This window comes from Micromonospora sp. WMMD754, assembly GCF_049315235.1.
Classification (GTDB): domain Bacteria; phylum Actinomycetota; class Actinomycetes; order Mycobacteriales; family Micromonosporaceae; genus Micromonospora; species Micromonospora sediminicola.
Genome location: NZ_CP186058.1, coordinates 4,590,893 through 4,610,622 on the forward strand (window position 1 = coordinate 4,590,893; position 19,730 = coordinate 4,610,622).

Annotated in this window: 14 protein-coding genes; 6 read left to right on the plus strand and 8 right to left on the minus strand. The window is 73.7% G+C overall.

Going from position 1 to position 19,730, the window contains the following annotated elements:
- Nucleotides 1–131 precede the first annotated feature (131 nt).
- From ACN27B_RS22125 to ACN27B_RS22135, 3 genes are read left to right on the plus strand one after another with little or no spacing between them, the layout of a single operon-like run.
- Nucleotides 132–1,028 carry a TauD/TfdA dioxygenase family protein gene (locus tag ACN27B_RS22125; protein ID WP_216642349.1) on the plus strand — a complete coding sequence of 299 codons (897 nt, stop codon included), beginning with the start codon at nucleotides 132–134 and terminating at the stop codon, nucleotides 1,026–1,028.
- A gap of 40 nt (nucleotides 1,029–1,068) precedes the next feature.
- A complete protein-coding gene (locus ACN27B_RS22130) occupies nucleotides 1,069–2,322 on the plus strand; it encodes an ATP-grasp domain-containing protein (protein WP_422741420.1) in 1,254 nt (417 codons plus the stop codon).
- A gap of 4 nt (nucleotides 2,323–2,326) precedes the next feature.
- Nucleotides 2,327–3,271, plus strand: coding sequence for a GNAT family N-acetyltransferase (locus tag ACN27B_RS22135; protein WP_422741421.1), 945 nt, complete (start codon nucleotides 2,327–2,329; stop codon nucleotides 3,269–3,271).
- A gap of 212 nt (nucleotides 3,272–3,483) precedes the next feature.
- On the opposite strand, the gene ACN27B_RS22140 is transcribed toward ACN27B_RS22135, so the two are convergent.
- Entirely contained in the window at nucleotides 3,484–4,395 is a 912-nt protein-coding gene (locus ACN27B_RS22140; RefSeq protein WP_099161414.1) for a TauD/TfdA dioxygenase family protein, read from the minus strand.
- Between the two features lie 272 nt (nucleotides 4,396–4,667).
- On the opposite strand from ACN27B_RS22140, the gene ACN27B_RS22145 reads away from it, so the two are divergent.
- Nucleotides 4,668–5,945 carry an amino acid deaminase gene (locus tag ACN27B_RS22145; protein ID WP_422741422.1) on the plus strand — a complete coding sequence of 426 codons (1,278 nt, stop codon included), beginning with the start codon at nucleotides 4,668–4,670 and terminating at the stop codon, nucleotides 5,943–5,945.
- 52 nt (nucleotides 5,946–5,997) lie between these two features.
- On the opposite strand, the gene ACN27B_RS22150 is transcribed toward ACN27B_RS22145, so the two are convergent.
- The gene (locus tag ACN27B_RS22150; RefSeq protein ID WP_422741423.1) at nucleotides 5,998–6,879 is read right to left on the minus strand and encodes a GNAT family N-acetyltransferase; all 882 of its coding nucleotides are present in this window, start codon (nucleotides 6,877–6,879) and stop codon (nucleotides 5,998–6,000) included.
- A gap of 12 nt (nucleotides 6,880–6,891) precedes the next feature.
- Complete coding sequence (locus ACN27B_RS22155; protein ID WP_099161412.1) at nucleotides 6,892–8,136, minus strand: helix-turn-helix domain-containing protein; 1,245 nt, start codon at nucleotides 8,134–8,136, stop codon at nucleotides 6,892–6,894.
- A 362-nt stretch (nucleotides 8,137–8,498) separates the two neighbouring features.
- Between ACN27B_RS22155 and ACN27B_RS22160 the strand changes: the two genes are divergently transcribed.
- Together ACN27B_RS22160 and ACN27B_RS22165 are read left to right on the plus strand one after the other, a co-directional pair.
- Nucleotides 8,499–9,737, plus strand: a complete 1,239-nt coding sequence (locus ACN27B_RS22160; RefSeq protein ID WP_099161411.1) for a fatty acid desaturase family protein — start codon at nucleotides 8,499–8,501, stop codon at nucleotides 9,735–9,737.
- Entirely contained in the window at nucleotides 9,734–10,867 is a 1,134-nt protein-coding gene (locus ACN27B_RS22165; protein WP_422741424.1) for an aminotransferase class V-fold PLP-dependent enzyme, read from the plus strand. Before ACN27B_RS22160 ends, ACN27B_RS22165 begins: the two co-directional genes overlap by 4 nt.
- 42 nt (nucleotides 10,868–10,909) lie before the next feature.
- On the opposite strand, the gene ACN27B_RS22170 is transcribed toward ACN27B_RS22165, so the two are convergent.
- From ACN27B_RS22170 to ACN27B_RS22190, 5 genes are all read right to left on the minus strand, one after another.
- A complete protein-coding gene (locus ACN27B_RS22170) occupies nucleotides 10,910–12,178 on the minus strand; it encodes a helix-turn-helix domain-containing protein (protein WP_396822036.1) in 1,269 nt (422 codons plus the stop codon).
- 254 nt (nucleotides 12,179–12,432) lie between these two features.
- Entirely contained in the window at nucleotides 12,433–13,863 is a 1,431-nt protein-coding gene (locus tag ACN27B_RS22175; protein ID WP_422741425.1) for a glutamine synthetase family protein, read from the minus strand.
- The gene (locus ACN27B_RS22180) at nucleotides 13,860–14,615 is read right to left on the minus strand and encodes a thioesterase II family protein (RefSeq protein WP_422741426.1); all 756 of its coding nucleotides are present in this window, start codon (nucleotides 14,613–14,615) and stop codon (nucleotides 13,860–13,862) included. The genes ACN27B_RS22175 and ACN27B_RS22180 overlap by 4 nt, the downstream gene beginning before the upstream one ends.
- Entirely contained in the window at nucleotides 14,612–16,573 is a 1,962-nt protein-coding gene (locus tag ACN27B_RS22185; protein WP_422741427.1) for a non-ribosomal peptide synthetase, read from the minus strand. Before ACN27B_RS22185 ends, ACN27B_RS22180 begins: the two co-directional genes overlap by 4 nt.
- A gap of 50 nt (nucleotides 16,574–16,623) precedes the next feature.
- Nucleotides 16,624–19,581, minus strand: coding sequence for a type I polyketide synthase (locus ACN27B_RS22190; protein ID WP_422741428.1), 2,958 nt, complete (start codon nucleotides 19,579–19,581; stop codon nucleotides 16,624–16,626).
- Nucleotides 19,582–19,730: the final 149 nt, after the last annotated feature.

Genomic DNA, 19,730 nt, shown 5'->3' on the forward strand with positions numbered 1-19,730 from the left:
GCCTTGCCAAATCTTGGCAATGAGGTCACGATGATGGCGCGATGGAATGTTCCCCGCGCTGCCGGATCTGGCAACGTCGGCGCGTCGGGAGGTCGTCCACGCGCACGATCATCCGAGAGAGAGGCAGTACCGTGGCGCAGACCCTCGTGGCCCCACCGGCCGTCACCGTCACCCGGCTCGCGGGCAACATCGGCGCCGAGATCGGTGGCGTCGACACCAGCGGACCGCTCAGCGACGACGCCGTCGCCGCGGTCCGCGCCGCCCTGCTCGCGCACAAGGTGGTCTTCCTGCGGGACCAGAAGCTCGACTACGACACCCAGCGGGCGTTCGCCGAGCGGCTCGGTGAGCTGACCCTGAGCCACCCCATCTACGCGGCGCCGGAGCGGCGTCCCGCGCTGCGGGAGATGGACTCGGCCCACGGGACCAAGGCCAACCACTGGCACACCGACCTGACGTTCATCGAGCGGCCGCCCGCCTTCTGCCTCCTGCACGCCAAGATCATTCCGCCGGTGGGTGGGGACACGATGTGGGCGAACTGCGTCACCGCGTACCAGTCCCTGCCGGAGCCGCTGCGCGTCCTCGCCGACCAGCTGCGCGTCGTGCACAGCAACGACTCCGACTTCACCGACGACACCGTCGACCACCGGGACGACTACGTGGCCACCCCCTACGTAGCGGAGCACCCGGCCGTGCGGGTGCACCCGGAGACCGGTGAGCGCGCGCTGCTGCTCGGCGGCTTCGCCCGCAGCGTCGTGGGGATGGCCCCGGCCGCCGGCCGCGACCTGATCCGGGTGCTGCAGGAGTACGTGACCCGGCCCGAGCAGACCGTCCGCTGGCAGTGGCGCGTCGGTGACCTGGTGATCTGGGACAACCAGGCGACCATGCACTACGCGATCTACGACTACGGCCGGGAGCGCCGACGCGGTGAGCGACTGACGACCATCGGCCGGACGCCGGTCGGGGTCGACGGGCGGCCCAGCGTCACCCTCGCCGGCGACACCTCCGCGTACAGCGCCGGACTGCGCTGACGCCGGGGCCCACGTCCGCTGCGAAGGAAGAGGCTGCGACATGAAGAACGTGCTACTGATCAACTCGGGTCGCAAAGCCGTCGCCCGCGCCCTGCAGGAGCGGGACGACATCCGGCTGTCGGTCATCTCCATGCCCGGCTACCTCGACTGGTACGACGCGGGCACCGACCTGGAGGTCGTCGACACCATCGAGAACCTGAACCTGGTCCGTCAGGCCGCCCTGCGGATCCGGGAGCGCAACCCCTTCGACCACGTGGTCGCCCCGTCCGAGTGGAGCGTCCCGGCCGGCGGGTTCGTCCGCTCCTACTTCGGCATTCCCGGGCCGAGCTTCGACGTGGCGAACGCGTTCTCCAACAAGTTCGTGATGAAGCAGAAGGTCGCCGCGGCCGGGCTGCCGGTGGCGACGTTCCGCCGGGTGAACGCGGTCGGCCAGCTCGTCGCCGTCGGTGACGAGCTGGGCTGGCCGTACGTGCTCAAGTCCGCCTTCGGCGGCGGCTCGGAGAACGTGTTCGTGGTCCGGGACGCCGCGCACGCCCGGTCGATCATGGACGGCGAGGTCCTGGCCCGGCTCGGCGACCTGGACAGCCCGATGCTGGCCGAGGAGTTCGTCGACATCGAGACCGAGTTCCACTGCGACGGGGTCGTGGTCGACGGGACGGCCGTGTTCGCCGCGGCCTCCCGGTACTTCGCCCCGGTCCTCGACAGCCTCGGCGGCGTGATCGGCTCGTACACCCTGCCGGACGACGACCCCGAGGGCCGCCTCATCCGCGACCTGCACGACCGGGTGGTCGCCGCGCTGGGGCTGCCCGACGGCGTCACCCATCTGGAGATCCTCAAGTCGGCGCGGGGCTACCTGGTCGGCGAGGTCGCCTGCCGGACCGCCGGCGGCGGGATCCCCCTGCAACTGGAGCACCAGTACGGCGTGGACACCACCGACGCCCTCATTGCCACGTCCATCGGCGACCCGGTCGACCTGGACGTGCCGGCCCGGTCCGACCACATGATCCAGTACATGCTGCCCCGGCCGATCGGCACCGTCACCGCGATCAGCACCGCCGCCGAGCTGCGGGCCGCGCCCGGGGTGGAGTACGCGGAGATCACCACGAAGGTCGGCGACCACCTGGCCGGCCCGTTGGACTCCTCGATCTACGCCGGGATCGTGCTGATCCGGGCCGCGACCGAGGCGCAGGTGTCCGAGCGGTGCGCCGAGGTGGCGCGCCGGTACCGCATCGAGGTGGCCGCCACGTCGGCCGGGGAGGCCGACCTGGCCGTCCCGGCCGAGGCGAGGGGGTGAGACCGTGCGCATCAGTGACCACCACGGGCTGGCCGTCGCCGAGATGGAGCCGGACGAGCTGGCGCTGCGGCCGTGGCGCGGCGACGACCGGCACATCGACGTGGTGCGCCTGCCGGACCCGCCCGCCGACCTCCTGCCCGAACTCACCGGGCTCGGCTTCGTCCACAAACCGGAGCTGCTGTCGTGGCGCGCCGAGCTCGGCCCGGGCGAGGAGGAGTTCCTGGCCGGGCTGGCCACCAAACCGCGTCAGGACATCCGTCGCGCCCGGCACCGGGCCGAGGCGGCGCTCACCCTGACCGTCCACGACACGTTGCCGGCGTCGCTGCTCGACCGGTTCCTGGACCTCTACCGCGCCCGGGTGGAGCAGATGACGTACGGGATCACCATCGCGTGCCGGTACCGGGACGCGATGCTGCACGGCCCGGACAAGTACTACGGCGTGTTCGCGATGGACGGCGAGGAGATCGCCGGCGGATGCCTGGTCCGCGAGTGCCCGGACGAGGACATGGCCCGTATCCGTTTCTCCGCCGTGACCGAGGAGTGGCGCCGGGCCAGCCTGGCCCGCACCCTCTACTTCGCGGCCATGCGGGTCGCCCGCGACAAGGGGTTCAAGTGGGTGACGTTGGGCGACGAGCCCAACCTGTACGGCCACCTGACCAAGGCGGGCCTGTTCCCGTTCAAGGTCGCGATGGGCTTCCACCCGGTGCCGTCGCAGGACAACCACGACCCGGAGGGCCGGGACGTCGCCGACCTGATCCTGACCGGCGCGCACCTGAGCGGGCCCGGGCTGATGCTCGGGTACGCCCCCGGCCGGCAGCACGAGCGGCAGCTGACCGGATACGTGATCAGCGCCGAGCCGGTGGACGTGAAGCCGATGGCGGCGCCGTTCCTGGACGGGGTGACGGTGGTGCCGCCCGGTGAGCGGGTCGCCTCGGTCCCGCCGGCCTGAGCGGCACCGCACCCGCACGGCCTCGGCCCCACCCCACGACGCGACGGCTCCCGGTTTCCGCCGGGAGCCGTCGCCGTTGTGCGCCGACCATCCATCGTGGCCGCCCCGTCGCGGGCGCGCGGCGCGACCGGGGCGCAACGCGCGCGTTCCCCGGTCGCGCACCGGTGGACCGGTGTGCGACCGGGGAACGGGATCGCTCGCGCCGACGAGGGCTACATGCCCGTGCCGGCCACGAACTCGGAGGTGTTGCCCTGCAGGGTGACGGCGGGAGCCCCGTCGACACCCACCGTGGTGGGGCCGGCGACGGTGACCCGCTCACCGCGGCGGTGCTCGGTGTAGTCCCTGATCGCGTAGTGCAGGGTGGCCTGGTTGTCCCAGATCACCAGGTCGCCCTTCTGCCACTTCCACCGCACCGTGTACTCGGGCTTGGTGGCGTACTCGGTGAGGATCCGGAGCAGGTCGCGACCGGCCTGCGGGGTGTAGCCGTTGACCGCCCGGGCGAACCCGCCCAGCAGCAGGCAGCGCTCGCCGGTCTCCGGGTGCACCCGGACGGCCGGGTGCTCGGCCGCGAACCGGTTCTTGAGGTACTTGGTCCGCACGTCGCCGTCGTAGGTGGCGTCGGTGAAGTCCGAGTCGTTGGAGTGGATGACCCGCAGCCCGTCGGCCAGCGTGCGCAGTCCCTCCGGCAGGTCCCGGTACGCCGCCCCGGTGTTGGCCCAGATCGTGTCGCCGCCCACCTCGGGGCAGACCACGTTGTGCAGGAAGGCGAAGGCCGGCGGGTTGTCCATGTAGGTGAAGTCGGCGTGCCAGTAGTTCGCGCGGGTGCCCTCGCCGCGGGAGTCCATCTCCCGCAGCAGCGGCTTGCCCTCGGGGCCCCCGTAGATCGGGTGGCCCAGGGTGAGGGTGCCGAACCGCTTGCCGAACGCCACCAGCTGGTCGTAGCCCAGGTCCTGCCCGCGAAGGAAGATGACCTTGTGGGTCAGGAGGGCCTGCCGCAGCTCGCCGATCACCTCGTCGCTGAGCTGCGCCCCGGCGTCGACCCCGAGGATCTCGGCGCCGATGTTGCCCGCCACCTGCCGGATCCGGACCCGGGTCGCGGTGGGGTTCTCGATGGTCTGAGTCACTGTTCCTGCCCTTCCTCGTCGGGGCCGGCGGCGCCCGCCCGTGCCGGGCTGGGGACGGTACGTGGCGCGCCGCGGGTGGGGAGACGCACGCCCGATGCCGCCGGCCGTGGGACCCATATTGCCAACTATTGCCATCTCTGGCAATGCCGGAATCCGCAGCAGGCGCACGATGTGTCGGGCCGGCGTACCCCGAGCCGGCCACGGTGTTGGCGAGCGCTTGCCACATCTGGCAAGCTCTGGCAAAGGCAAACCGTGTCGTGGGAGGGCTGGAGATGATCGATACCGAGGCCGTGGCGGCGATCCGGCAGGAGCCGATCACCTGGAGATACAAGGGACTGCCGGTGGCGCTGGACGGGTGCACGGTCGCGCAGGCGGCGGAGCGCGGGCTCAACCTGTTCGAGGACGGATTCCTCGGGCCGGTGCTGGTGCTCGACGAGGCCGCCCTGAGTCACAACCTGACCACGATGGCGAAGTGGTGCGCCGACCGGGGCGTACAGCTGGCCCCGCACGCCAAGACGACGATGGCGCCGCAGCTCTGGGCGCGCCAGATCGAGGCGGGCGCCTACGGCCTGACCGCGGCCAACACGGCCCAGCTGCGGGTGTACCGCGCGTTCGGGGTGTCCCGGGTCATCTTCGCCAACGAGTTGGTGGACCCGGCCGGGCTGCGCTGGGTCGACGAGGAACGGTCCGCCGACCCCGGGTTCGAGTTCACCTGCTTCGTCGACTCCGTCGAGGGGGTGGCCCGGATGGAGGACTCGCTGCGGCAGGTGGGCGCCGCGCCCGTGGACGTCGTGGTGGAGGTCGGCCGCACGGCGGGCCGAGCCGGGGCGCGCTCGACGGCCGAGGCGACGGCGGTGGCCCGCGCGGCGGCGGCCAGCCCGCTGCTCCGCCTGGTCGGGGTGGGCGGCTACGAGGGCGTGCTGGTCAACGATCCCTCCCCGCACAGCGTCTCGGTCGTCGACGAGTTCCTGCGCCGCATGCGGGAGCTGACCGTCGCGCTGCACCGGGAGGGGCTGTTCGAGACCGACGAGATCCTGCTCACGGCCGGGGGGAGCTGCTTCTTCGACCAGGTCGCCGACGTGTTCGCCGGCCCGTGGCCGGGCATGTCCGTGACCACCGTCCTGCGCAGCGGGTGCTACGTCACGCACGACGACGGCTTCTACCGGTGGATGTCCCCGTTCTCCCGGGGAGAGGCCGGCAGCGGTTCGCTGCGACCCGCCCTGAAGCTGTGGGCGCGGGTGACCTCGCTGCCGGAGCCCGGGCTGGCGCTGTTGACCGCCGGCAAGCGGGACCTGTCGTTCGACGCCTGGCCGCCGGAGCCGCAGCTGGTCCGCGGCGCCGACGGCGAGATCCGGGAGCTGACCGACTGCACCGTCAGCGCGGTCAACGACCAGCACGCCTTCATCACGTTGGCCGCCGGGCACGGGCTCGCGGTGGGGGACTGGGTCCGGCTCGGTCTGTCCTACCCGTGCACGGCCTTCGACAAGTGGCAGCTGATCCCGGTGGTACGGGGGGAGACCGTGGTCGACTTCGTCCGGACCTACTTCTGACCACCCGGCCGGTGCGGGGCGGTGTCGACGCGTCGCCGCCCCGCCGGGCCTCCTACAGGAAGTGGCCGCTGGCCAGGTACGGCGCGGGCTCCGGCAGGCCGCGCAGCGCCAGGTAGCCCTCCTGCCCGAGGTCGAGCCGGGCGGCGAGCCCGACGTCGACCGCCCAGTGGTTGGCGGTCGTGATGCAGTTGACGAGCGTGGGCCCGCGCGACGCGGCCAGCGCCTCCCACAGCAGCGCGGACGCCGTCCGCGGGTCCTGCGCCGCCAGCAGCTTCGGCTGCCCGGTCTCCTCGTCGAGGTAGACGTACCCGAGGCGGCCCGGCCGCCGCGACACCACCAGCCGCAACCGTCGGAGCATGTACCCGTGGTCGGGGCCGTGGCCGGCGCCGCGGCGGCTCTCGTCGAGCCGATCCATCCATCCGATGTCGTTGCCGTCCCCCTCGCTCAGTCCGGGGACCGCCGGGAGTGTGGACCGGTCCACCGTGCCCACCATCCGCATCTGCGGATACAGCAGGAAGCCCGCCAACCGGTAGCGACGGGTGGCCCCGGGGTGCACGGTGGAGGAGAACAGGCCCGGCCGGCCGTCGGCGTGGGCGAGGACGGCGTCCATCAGCCGCCGGCCCAGCCCGTGTCCCTGGTGTCCGGGCAGCACGCCGTAGGTGGCCAGGTACCAGACCCGTCCCCGGTTCTGGGAGATCGCGAAGCCGACGAGGTCCTCGCCGTCCACGGCCACCCAACAGCCACCCGGATCGGTTTCCACCAGATACGACATCCGGTCGATCCACTGCTTGCCCACCGCGGCGGACCGGGGCCGGACCTCCGGTTCGCTCACCCGGCGGCTGAGCCGGTCGCCCTCCAGGAAGGTCACCGCCGAGGCGCGCTCGGCGGCCGGCACGTCCTCGACCCGCATCGGCCTGACCCACGGCTGCGCCACGTTCCGTCCCTCCTAGCCGGCGCTCGCCGGCGGTCGCGTCGTCATCTCCCGCAGCCGGGCCGGAGCGGACAGCGTCTCGGCCAGGCTGCGCCAGGTCTCCGCGGCCAGCTCCAGGTTGTGCGCGGCGGTCGCGCTCTGCGCCAGCCGTTGCAGGTGCTCGATGCCGGCCTCGGTGTCGCCCTCGACGATCCTCAGGCGGCCGCGCAGCACCTCGATCCGCAACTGGTCCCGGAAGGACAGGCGCCCGCCCGAGTCGTCGATCCGGCCGGCCAGTTCCCGGGCCTCGGCGAAGCGCCCCTCCTCGAACGCCAGGTGGGCCCGCAGGGAGAGCAGCTCCTGGTGGTGCAGCTCGGACCCGATCATCTCCACCACGGGGGCGACCTCGTCCAGGCGCGCCCGCGCCGCGGCGGCCTGGGCCGGCGTGCTCTGCAGGTAGAGGGAGGCGGCGGCGAACCGCAGGCGCATCCAGAGCTTGAGATCCTCGTGGCTGTCCAGCAGCCGCAACGCCCGTTCCAGCACCTCCTGCGAGGCGCGGTGGTCACCCTGGCGCATGCTGACCGTCGCCGACGCCCACAACGCCTCCACGTACGCCGTCCCCGGCGTGCCCTCGGTGAGGGCGCACAGCAGGTCGGCGTGCCGGCGTGCCTCGCCCAGTCGGCCCGCCTCGGCCTCGGTGGAGATCAGCACGTGCAGCGCGGCCGTCCGGTCCGGCAGCGCGAGCTCGGTGGAGAGCGTGACGGCCCGCTGGGCGTACTCGTGGGCCTGCACGTTGTCGCCCAGCACGCGCAGGCAGCGCGACATCCGGGTGCACGTGCGCACCAGCAGCTCGGGCACGTCCAGTTCCTCGGCGAGCGCGAGCAGTTCGGTGAGCAGCGCGTACGCCGTCTCGTGCGCGCCCTCGTCGCTGCGCAGCCCGGCCAGCAGCCACAGGGCCTGCCAGCGCAGCTCCGGCGCGCGTCCGTCGTCGAGCCGGAGCGCCTCGGCCACCCGGTCGGCGCTGTCGCGCGGGGTGCCCGAGGTGACCGAGGCGAGCACGATCGCCAGGGACGTGGGCCGCGCCTGGGCGAGGAACGCCGACTCCTCGACGCCGAGCCGCTCCGCCAGGTATGCCACCACGCGTGGTGTGGGTTGCCGGGCGCCCGACTCCAGCCGGGACAGGTAGCCGGTGGAGATGTAGTTCCCGGCGAGCGCAGCCTGCGACAGCCCACGCCCCAGTCGGAGGGCCCTCAAGCGTTGACCGAACTGCGGCTGTTCCAATGTCTCATCCCTGAGGTGTGGGAGACGGTGCCCTCGGCATCGTCTCCCCTCTGCCGAGACGCGGAATCACGGCAGAATGCGGACGGGTTGCGGCGTTGACAAATGCGCCCCCCGCGCCTCTTGGCTGCTTGATCGTAGTAATGGCACAGCCGCGTTGTCAATGTCAGGCAACAGCATTGTCAAAGACGTTGCCATCCTCTACCGTCGTCGCTGGGCACCATCCCGCCCCCCAGTTCGCCACCCCTTTCCGCCCGCCGACTGCGGGTCCCTCGGCCAAGCCGCCGGCGCGAGCTGGGTTGACCACCGCTGGCGGCTTTTTGCCACGTGCGCACTCGGCGCGTGCCCTCTGCGAGGAGTCTCGAATGGCCTCGGCGAACCACCTCAGCCCGCCCACCGACCTCGACTTCAGCAAGTTGTCCCCGGAGATCCGACGCGAACTGCGCCGGCTGTGCCGGTTGGACAACCACCACGGGATACTCGGCGTCCTCTTCGACTACGCGGTCATCGCGTTCGCCGTCTACCTGAGCCTGGGCGTGTCGTACTGGTTCTACCCGGTCTCCCTGGTGCTCATCGGCTCCACCCAACGCGCTCTGGTCAACCTGCTGCACGAGGCGTCGCACAAGGTGCTGGCGCGCAACCCGACCCTCAACCTCGTGCTCAGCACCGTCTTCACCGGGCACCTGGTGTTCCACATGCACAACCCCTACCGCAGCTCGCACATCGGGCTGCACCACCGCTACCTCGGGGACCGGGAGAAGGACCCGGACTACAGCTTCCACGTGGAGTGCGGCATCTACGATCCGCGCGGTTCCAACCGGGCCTTCTTCCTGCGCAACATCCTGTTCGCGGTGCTCGGCCTGCGCACGCTCGAGTACGTCCGGTACGTGGTGGAGGACCGGCTGCTGTTCCGCGAGGACCAGGTGGCCGTCTCGATGCCGATGAGCCTACGGGCCGAACGCTGGCTGCTGCTCGGCGTCTGGACGGCGCTGCTCACCCCGATCGTGTCCGGCGGCTATCTGCTCGAGTTCCTCCTGTTCTGGATCGTGCCGCTGTTCACGACCGCGGTCGCCATCGGCTGGCTGTCCGAACTGGCCGAGCACTTCCCGTTGCCGGAGAGCGAGAGCCGGCAGATCCTGATGACCCGCAACCGGCACGGCTGGGCCGTCGAACGGTTCCTGCTGGGGCGGCACAACGACAACTACCACCTGGTCCACCACCTCAACACCGGGGTGCCCTTCTGGAACATGAAGAAGGCGCACCGCATCCTGCTCGGCGACCCGGCCTACGCCCAGTGGGACGGGCTGTGGGCCGGCATCCTGACCCGCCCGCCCGGCCGCCGGGACAAGGAGACCCTGATCAGTTACGCGGCCAAGTACCGGCAGTGGCGTCGGGACGGCGGCGTGCCCGGCGATCCGGGGCAGCGCAGCTTCGCCGAGATCGTCGCCCTCGGCCGGACGGCGCCGGAGACGCGGACCGCGCCGTACCGGGCCGACCCGCCGCAGGCGGAGCTGGCCTCCGTCCTGGCGTCGTCCACCGCGACGCGCCCCACCCCACCGCGACAGCCGGCGGACACGCCGACGCCGGCCCGGGCACGGCGATGACGGCGGGCGCGATCCACCTCAACACCGCCGGAGCGGGCCTGCCGGCCCCCGGCGTCACCGCCGCGATGACCGGCTACCTCGAGGCGGAGGCCGCGGTCGGGCCGTACGAGGCCGAACAGGCACGTGCCGCCGACCTCACCGACCGGGTGTACGCCGCGCTCGCCGCGCTCGTCGGCGCCCGCCCGGAGCACATCGCCCTGTTCGCCAGCGCCACCGACGCCTGGTGCCGGATCGCGTGCCATCTCGACGTCGCCGAGGGCAGCCGGATCTGGACCACCCCGTACGAGTACGCGGGCAACCTCATCGCCCTGCAGCGGCTCGCCGCCCGACGCGGCTGCACGCTGGAGGTGATCCCGGTGGGCGACGCCGGGGACGTCGACCTGGAGTGGATGCGCGCGCGTCTCGACGACCGGGTGGCGCTGGTCTCGGTGGTCCACATGCCGTCGGCGGTCGGCCTGATCCAACCGGTGGAGCGGATCGGCGCGCTGCTCGCCGGCTCGTCGGCGGTGTACCTGGTGGACGCGTGCCAGACGATCGGTCAGATCCCCGTCGACGTCGGTGCGATCGGCTGCCACGCCCTGACGGCGGCCGGACGCAAGTTCCTCCGCGGCCCGCGCGGCACCGGGTTCGCCTACCTGCGCCCGGACCTGTGGGACCGGATCGATCCGGTCTTCTACGACCTGCACGTCGCGCAGGCGGTCTCGCTGCACGAGCATCGGCTGGACGTGGACACGGCGGCCCGGTTCGAGACCGCAGAGCGTGGCAACGCCGCGGTGCTCGGTCTGCTCGCCGCCGCCGAGTACGCCCGCACCGCACCGGCGCCGGCGGCCGAGGTCTACCCGGCGCTCACCGCCACGATCGGACAGACGCCGGGAACGCGGCTGCTGATGCCGGGCAGCCGGCACGGCGGCATCGCGTCGTTCACCCACGACCGGCTGCCGCCGGAGCGCATCCGTGACGCCCTGGCCGAGGACGGGCTCAACGCGTGGGTCGGCGTCGGCGCGCACACCCCGCTCTACCTGGCCGCGGCCGGGATCGAGCGGTTCGTGCGCACGTCGGTGCACCACTACAACGGCGTCGCCGACATCGAGGCGCTCGGTCGCTCGCTCCGGCGTGCCTGCGCCGCCTGACGCGTGCGGCACCGGTCGTGCGAGCCGCCGTCGGGGCGGGGCTCAGCCGGTGGGGGCCCGGCCGGCGAGGGCCGGATCCCCGCCGTACGGCCGGGCGAGGGTCTCCGCGAGGCTGCGCCACAGCTCCGCGGCGAGTTCGACGTTGTGGGCCTGCTCGGCCTGGCGGGCGACGTCCTGCAGCGCCCGGATGCCGCCGTCGGCGTCACCGCCCAGGATGGCCAGCCGGGCCTGCAGGGCGGCGAGCTTGAGTCGGTCGCGGAACGACAGCAGGGAGCGCCGATCGGCTGCCGCGTCGCAGATGGCGCGTGCGTCGTCGAGCCGTCCCTCGGCGAACGCCAGGTGCGCCCGCAGGCTCTGGTGCTCCTGGTGATGGCGTTCGGTGCCGATCAGTCGCAGCACCGGCTCCACCGTGTCCAGCACGGCCCGGGCCCGCTCCGGCTGCGCCGGGGTGGTCTGCAGGTAGAGCGAGGCGGCGGCCAGGTGCAGGCGGATCCACAGGTGCAGGTCCTGCCGGCTGTTCGCGCCGGAGAGCGCCTCCTCCAACCGGGCGATGGCGCCGGCGTGGTCACCCTGGCGGGTGCGGACCGTCGCCGCCGCCCACAGCGCCTCCACGTGCAGCGTCCCGCCGGCCGGCTCGGTGAGGCGGCACAACTCCTCGGCGTGGGTCCGGGCCTCGTCGAGCCGGCCCGCCTCGGCCAGCGCCGAGACCAGGGCCTGCAGCGTCGCCGCGCGGTCGGTGAGGGACAACTCGCCGGCGACGTCGTACGCCCGTTGCGCGTACTCCCGGGCACCGGCGGTGTCACCGAGAGTCCGCAGGCAGCGGGACAGCTGGGTCTGCGCACGGGCCAGGAGCGGCGCGACGCCGAGCTGCCCGCTCAGCTCGACCAGTTCCTCGAGCAGGTGGCGCTGTTCGTCGCGCTCGCCCTCGTCGCCGCGGATCTCGGCGAGAAGCCAGAGCGCCTGCCACCGCTGGGCCGGGTCGTGTTGGCCGTCGGCCCGCAGCGCCTCGGCCAGCGGTTCGGCGGCGCGGTCGTGGCTGCTGGCGGAGATCACCGCGGCCAGGACCTGGGTGAACGGGGACGCCTCGACGGCGTCCACCGGGTCGGCGTTCGGATCTTCCAGAACCGAGACCGGCACGCCGAGGCGTTGCGCGAGATAGGCCACCACCCGGGGGGTCGGCCGTCGGGCGCCGGACTCGAGCCGGGACAGATAGCCGGTGGAGATGGCGCCCTCGGCCAGCGCCGCCTGGGACAGGCCACGCTTCTCGCGCAGCGCGCGAAGCCGGGATCCGAACTCGGACTGCTGCAGCATTCCCACTCCCAAGGCCAAGATCACCGACAACCGCCACGGAACTCCGCGAGGTGTGGCCGCCGGTGATGGTCGGCTCGGCATTGCCATCGCCGGTTTATGGCTGTAAAGGAGTATAGCCACCCTGACCGGGCACCGGGTAAGGGTGTCGGCACAGTCGTTGCCAGCGGGTTGCCGGCTCCCACGGTCCCGCCGGACGGTGGGAGCGTGGGAGAGGGTTGCCGACGCCCTTGCCGCGTCGGCAACCCCCCCCGGGATCAGAAGCGGGTGTGGTAGACGGCGTAGGCCTCCGACTCGGGCAGCGCCGCCAGGTCCCGGACGTCGGCCCGCTTGATCGCGGTGTAGAGCTCCCGGCGGGGCGAGCCCAGCACGGACATCAGCAGGTCGTCACGTTCCAGCGCGTCGACCGCCTCGGCCAGGCTGCCGGGCAGGGTGGTGACCCCCCGGCGGCGCAACTCCGCGTCGGGCAGGGTGTTCGGGTCGATGGTCAGCGGTGGGCCCGGATCGAGCCGCCGTCGCACGCCGTCCAGGCCGGCGTGGATGACGGCGCCCAGCGCCAGGTAGGGGTTGGCGGTGCCGTCGCACGGCTTGATCTCGACGTTGGTGGTGCCGGACTCGTCACCGCCCAGCACCGACGGGACCCGCACCGCGGCCTCGCGGTTGTCGAAGCCGTAACACCCGTAGGCGCCGGCCCACTTGCCCCGCATCAGCCGGGTGTAGCTGTTCACGCCGGCGCACAGCAGGGCGCTGAGTCCGGGTAGGTGCGCCAGCACCCCGGCGATGAAGTGGTGCGCGACGTCCGACAGCCCGCCACCGGGCGCGGCGAACGCGTTGCCGTCACGCCAGAGCGACACGTGCAGGTGGTTGCCGTTGCCGCGCAGGCCGGCCAGCGGCACCGGGGCGAAGGTCGCGTGCAGACCCCGCCGCCGGGCCAGCCCGCGGGTGATCATCCGCTGCCACACGTGGTTGTCGGCGGCCCGCAGCGCCGGCGCGGGCCGGACCGTGACCTCGTGCTGGCCCGGTGAGGTCTCCGGGTGGTACTGCTCCACCGCCACCCCGGCCGAGCGCAGCGCCCGGACCAGCGCGATCACGTAGTCGTTGGTGACGTCGAACGCCTCGTTGTCCAGGGTGAGCCCGTCGTCCAGCGGCGCCCCGTCGCGCAGGAGCGTGAACTCCGGTTCGAACGCGGCCACGACGGCGTACCCCTCCCGGGCGGCCTCCGCCACGGCGTCGCGGAGGAACGCCCGCGGACACGCGCCCCACGGCGTTCCGTCCCTGGTGAGCAGGTCACCGAGAAGCGCCGCCGAGCCCGGCGCGTGCGGCAGCAGCGCCAGGGTGCCCGGGTCGCCGGCGATGCGCACCTCGTCCATGACCGCGAAGCCGGGCACCGGCTGGGCCTGGTCCAGCAGGCTGGCCGCCTGCCGGCCGACGGACAGCGGCACCCCGGACCGCAGCCGCCCGGGCAGCGACTCCCGGGACACGCCCTTGCCGCGGACGATTCCGTTGTGGTCCACCCACAGGAAGCGGACGATCTCCACGTCGTGCCGTTCGACCAGTTCCAGGACGTCCGCCGCGCGGGCCGGAGCCGACCGTCGCGGCGGTTCGCCGGCGGAGCCGGGGAGGGCTCCCCCGGAGTCGCCGTCGGGGCCGGCGGCCAGCGGCGTCGGCGCGGCGGTCACGGACGTCACGGCCCGCTCCGCGCCGGCACCGGCAGACAGTCGCCGAGCAGCGCCAACGGCGGCTCGTCCACCAGGTAGAAGTGGTCGCCGCGGACGCCGTGCTCCCGCACCGGTCCGCTGGTCAGCGTCGACCACGGGCGGCGGTCGGCGTCGTCGTCGACGTCGCCCACGATCGTCGTCACCGGGCACCGCAGCATCGGTGCCGGGCCCGGCGTGTACGCGTGGAACATCCGGCCGTCGGCGCGGACGTACGGCAGGACCAGTTCCTGGAACTCGGGGTCGGCGGCCAGCTCCGGGTCGGTGCCACCGAGCGTCAGCAGGCGCTCCACCACCGCCGCGTCGTTCAGTTCGTCCGGGTCCGACAGCTCCTCCGGCTCCGGGTAGGGCGCGTCGCGCGATCCCGACGCGAACAGGTGCAGCGGCTCGACCCCGCGCTCCTGCAGCGCGACCGCGGTCTCGAGGGCGACGGCCGCGCCCATGCTGTGGCCGAACAGGATCAGCGGGCGGTCCGCCAGCGGCATCAGGGCGTCGGTGATCTGCGCCGCGAGCCGGCGCAGATCGGCGGGGGGCGGTTCGGCGATGCGGTGCGCGCGCCCGGGATAGCAGACCGCGTGCACCTCGACGCCGGGCAGACGCCCGCCCCAGGGATGGAACATGGCGGCGGAGCCGCCGGCGTGCGGGAAACACACCAGGCGTGCCTCGGGAGCGTCGAGCGTCAGCGGGCACCGCAGCCAGCGGGCGGTGTCGGGGGTCGTCGTCACAGCGCCTCCTGGGGGGTGAGCCCGGCACGACGGGCACGCAGGGCCCGTGCCCGCTGGGCGCGGGCGACGCGGTCGTCCCCGTCGTCCGCGTCGGCGGCGTCCGGGTCACCGCCGTCGCGCAGCAGCGCCACCTGCGCCGCCACCGTGGTGTGCTGGAACAGGGCGACCACCGACAGCCGACGCCCGGTGCGCCGCTCCAGCGTCTCCCGGAGCCGGAACATCGCCAGCGAATGACCGCCCAGGTCGAAGAAGTTCACGTCGTCGGGGACGTCGTCACGCTGCAGAACCTCCTTCCACGCCGCGCTGACCTGGGCGGCCAGACCGGCCGGGTCCGTCGTGCCCGGCCCGGCCGACGCCACCGCGTCGTCGGCGGGCGGACCGGCGTCGGCCAGGCCGCGCAGGGCGTCCCGATCGGTCTTGCCGTTGGGGGTGCGCGGGAAGCGGTCCAGGACCACGATGCGGCTGGGCACCATGACCGCGGGCACCCGGTCGGCCAACTGCCGTCGCAGCGCGTCCGGGGCGGGCCCGGAGGGGGCGAGGACGAAGCCGACCAGCTCGGTGTCACCGGCGGTGGGCACGGCCACGGCCTCCCGCACGCCGGGCAGCGCGCACAGCTTCGCCTCGACGGCCGCAAGCTCGATCCGGTGACCGCGCACCTTGACCTGGTGGTCCCGGCGACCGAGGAACTCCAGGGTGCCCGCACGGGTCCACCGGCACAGGTCACCGGTGCGGTACATGCGCTCGCCCGGGGTGGTCACGAACGGGTCGTCGCGGAACGCCCGGGCGGTCGCGTCGGGCCGCCCGTGGTAGCCGCGGGCCACGCCGGCGCCGGCCACGTACAGCTCGCCCGGCTCGCCGACCGGCACCGGGCGCAGCCGCTCGTCCAGCACGTACGCCCGCGCGCCCGGGATCGGTCGGCCGATCGTCACCGGAGCCGGCGCGGTGAACCGGTGGTAGGTGGACCACACGGTCGCCTCCGTCGGGCCGTACTCGTTCACCAGCTCGCAGCGGCCCGCGGTCGCGGCGAAGTGCCGCTCGACCAGCTCCTGCGGCAGGGCCTCACCGGCCACGATCGCGGTCCGCAGCGAGCCGAGGCGGTCCGCGCCGGCACGCGCGGCGGCGTCGAGCAGATAGCTGTACAGCGACGGGATGCACAACAGGTGGGTGGCCCGGTGGTCGTCGATCAGGGTCACCAGCTGCTCCGGGTCGCGCACCTGCGCGCCGGTGGCCACGATCAGGCAACCGCCCGCGGTGAGCGTGCCCCACAGCCCGGCCACCGAGGAGTCGAAACTGAGCGGCGACACCAGGAGGAACGTCGGCTCGCCCGGGTAGACCAGCCGCCGGGCCCGGGTGGACGCGGCCAGCTGCCCGTGCTCGACCACCACGCCCTTGGGCTCGCCGGTGCTGCCCGAGGTGTAGATCAGGTACGCCGGGTCGGTGAGCAGCACCGGGACGTCGACCGGCGTCTCGGCGTCGTCGGTGGCGCCCTCGGGCAGCGCGGTCGACACCAGCGGCAGGCCCGTGCCGGTCAGGCGGGCCCGGGTGTCCTCGTCGACCAGGGCCGCGGTGACCTGGGCGTCGGCGAGGATCTCGGCCAGCCGCTGGTCGGGCTGCCCGGGGTCGAGCGGCACGTAGGCGGCACCGCAGCGCAGCACGGCGAGGACGGCGGCGACCGTGGCCGTGGAGGCGTCGGCGAGGACCGCGACCCGGTCCCCGCGGCGTACCCCGGCGCGCGTCAGCGTGGCGGCGATCCGCGAGCTTCCGGCGACGAGTTCGGCGTAGGTCATCTCGTCGGTGCCGCAGCGTACCGCCGGGCGGGACGGTGCGCGTGCGGCGACCGCGGTCACCAGGTCCGGCACCGGCGTCAGCGGACGGTCCGGCAGGGGGTGGCCGAGGTGCGCCGGACCCGGCAGGTCGGCCGGGGTGCCCGACCGGGGGGCCATCGACAGCGTCGTCATGGACTAGCTCCTTCTTTCGCTGGTGACAGGGGTGTGGCGGCGGCCGGCGGTCAGCCGACCGTGACCCGGGCGCGGGTGTCGTCGTCGAGCAGGGCCCGGCACAGCGACGTGTGGTCGCCGAGCGTCGGGCGGGTCATGAGGTCGCGGATCGGTACCCGGACGCCGAGGTCCGTGCGGAGCCGGCGCGCCAGGTGGGTGACGCCCAGCGAGTCGCCGCCCAGGTCGAAGAAGTCGGCGTCGTCGGACAGCTGGTCCCGGCCGAGCAGATCGCGCCAGAGCCGGCCGACCAGCGCCGGCACGTCGTGTCCGGTGGGACCGGCCGGGTGGTCCGGACCGGGGGTCGTCGTGGCGGCCACGAGCGGCGGGACACCGGCCGGCGGGGTGCGCCCGTCGGCCACCGGGGCGGCCTCGGCGGCGAGGTGGCGCGGCCCGTGGAAGGCGTACCCGGGCAGGTGGACGCGACGCCCGGTGGGGCACGTCGCCTCGATCGCCACCGGTTGGCCCATGGTCCACAACCGGCCCAGCGCGGTCAGCACCGCCTCGTCGTCGTCGGTCCGACCGCCGCACAGCGGCACGGCGGTGAGACCGCCGCTCTCCGCCAGGGTGGACAGGGCGTGACCCGGTCCCACCTCGACCACGACCGCGCCGGGGAACCGGCCGGCCAGCTTCTCCAGCGCCGGTCCGAATTGAACGGTGTGGCGTGCCTGCGCGGTGAACCGGGTCGCCTCGACCGGTGTGCCCGGGACGAGCACGTCGCCGCTGTTCGCGGCCCACGGCAGCGTCGGGGGTCGGAGCCGCGTCGCGCCGAGTGCCTCCCGCAGTGGCGCGTCCGCGGCGTCGACGAGCGCGGTGTGGAACGCGCGGCGGCTCCGCAGCCGCCGCGCGCGGACCCGGCCGGGAGGAAGCCCGGCCTCGAAGGCGTCCACCACGTCCGGCGGCCCGGCCACGACGGCGTGGTCGGGGGAGTTGACGGCGGCAACCTCCAGCGCCAGGCCGGAGGCGCGAATCAGGTCGTCGGCCTCCTTCCGGCCGCAGGTCAGGGCCAGCATGGCGCCGGGCGGGCACTGCTGCATGGCCTGCCCCCGGACGGTCACCAGCCGGGCCGCGTCGGCCAGGTCGAGCACACCGGCCACGCACGCGGCGGTGATCTCGCCGAGACTGTGTCCGATCACGGCCGCGGGGCGCAGGCCGAGCCCGCGCAGGGCCGCCGCGGCGGCGTACTCCACCGCGAACAGGGCGGGCTGGGCGAGGGCGGTCTCGGCCAGTTCGTCGGCGGGGAACCGGGGGTCGTGCAGGGCGCGACCGACCAGGTCGGCGGTGGCCGGGTCGTACGCGTCGAGCACGGTCGCCAGCGCCGGGGCGAAGCCGGGCAGGCCGGTAGCCAGGGGCCGGGCCATCCCGGGGTGCTGGGCGCCCTGCCCGGGGAAGGCGAGCACGAGCGGGGCCGGGCCGGACGCGGGCACGCCCGCGCGCAGGGCGCCGCCGGACGTCAGCCGCCGGGCGAGCTGGTCGGTGTCCGCGGCGACGACGGCGAGGCGCTCGGTCAGGTGGGCCCGGCCGGTGGCCAGGGTGCGCGCCACGTCCCCCGGCTCGGTGCGGTGGGCGCCCAGGTGGGCGGCGAGGCGGGTGGCGGCCCGGTCGAGCGCGGCCCTGTCGGCCGCGGACAGCACCACCAGGCGGTGACCTGGACCGGCCGGGGACGCCGGGCTCGCGACCGGCGGCTGTTCCACCACCACGTGGGCGTTGGTGCCGCCCACGCCGAACGAGCTGACCCCGGCACGCCGGGGCTTGTCGCCGGGCCACGGGCGGGCCTGGTCCGGCACGTACAGCGGGGACTCCTCGTGGTCCAGCAGCGGGTTGAGCGCGCCGTGGCCGGCGACCGGCGGGATCACCCCGTCCCGGACCACGAGGATCGCCTTGATCAGACCGGCCACGCCCGCGGCGTTGTCGAGGTGCCCGGTGTTCGCCTTCAGCGCGCCCACCGCCACCTGTGCCGGGCGCGCGCCGCTGGCACGCAGCGCCGCGGACGCCGCGGCCCACTCGATCGGGTCGCCGATGCGGGTGCCGGTGCCGTGGCTCTCCAGGTATCCGATGGTCTCGCCGCCGACGTCGGCGGTCCGCAGGGCGGCGCGGATCACCGCCTGCTGGCCCTCGACCGAGGGGGCGTAGTAGCCGACCTTCGCCGACCCGTCGTTGTTGACGGCGGTGCCCAGGATGACGCCGTGCGGCGCCGGGCCGTCGTCGAGCGCGTCGGCGAGGCGCCGCAGCACCACGCAGGCGACGCCGGACCCGGCGACGATGCCGTCGGCGCGGGCGTCGAACGGGCGGCAGTGCCCGGTGGGGGAGTGGATGCCACCGGGCACGTGCAGGTGACCGGCCTGCGGGAAGGCCATCCCGGCCGCGACCACGAGCGCCTGGTCGCAGTCGCCGTTGAGCAGCGCCTGCACGGCGAGGTGCACCGCCACCAGCGACGACGAGCAGGCGGTCTGCACCGCCAGCGCCGGGCCGTTGAGGTTCAACCGGTACGACAGGAGGCTGGCCAGGAAGTCGGGCTGGGTGCCGTGCAGCGCGTCCTCCAGCGTCAGCGGCGTGAGCCGACCGCCGGCCACCATCCGCCGGAGGTAGTCGCTGCTGCTGGCGCTGGCGTACACGCCGGTGGTCAGCCCGGTGTCGAGCGGGTTGAGTCCGGCGTCCTCCAGGGCCGACCAGGCGCACTCCAGCATCAGCCGGTGCTGCGGGTCGAGCATCTCGGCCTCGCGGGGGCTCATCCGGAACAGCGCGTTGTCGAACCGGTCGGCGTCGGCGAGGTGACCGTGCACCGGCACGTAGTCCGGGTCGTCGAGCAGGTGCTGGGGCACGCCCTCGGCGGCCAGCTCGTGCCGCTGATAGCGGCGGGTCAGGACCTGTCCGGCGGTGAGGGCGGACCACCACCGGGTCAGCTCGGGTGAGCCGGGGAACCTCCCGGCCATACCGGATACGGCGATGTCGAGGGAACGGTCGCGCGCCATGCACCCACCTTTGATCAGTCACCAGGCGCACCGTCCGGCGTGGAAGATGCGGCCTCGATGCCCGGACTTGCCAGTAGGTTGCCAGACGAGGCAAGGTCATGGCAACGTTCTTGTCGAACATGGTGACGCGCATCGTCCGGTCACCACAA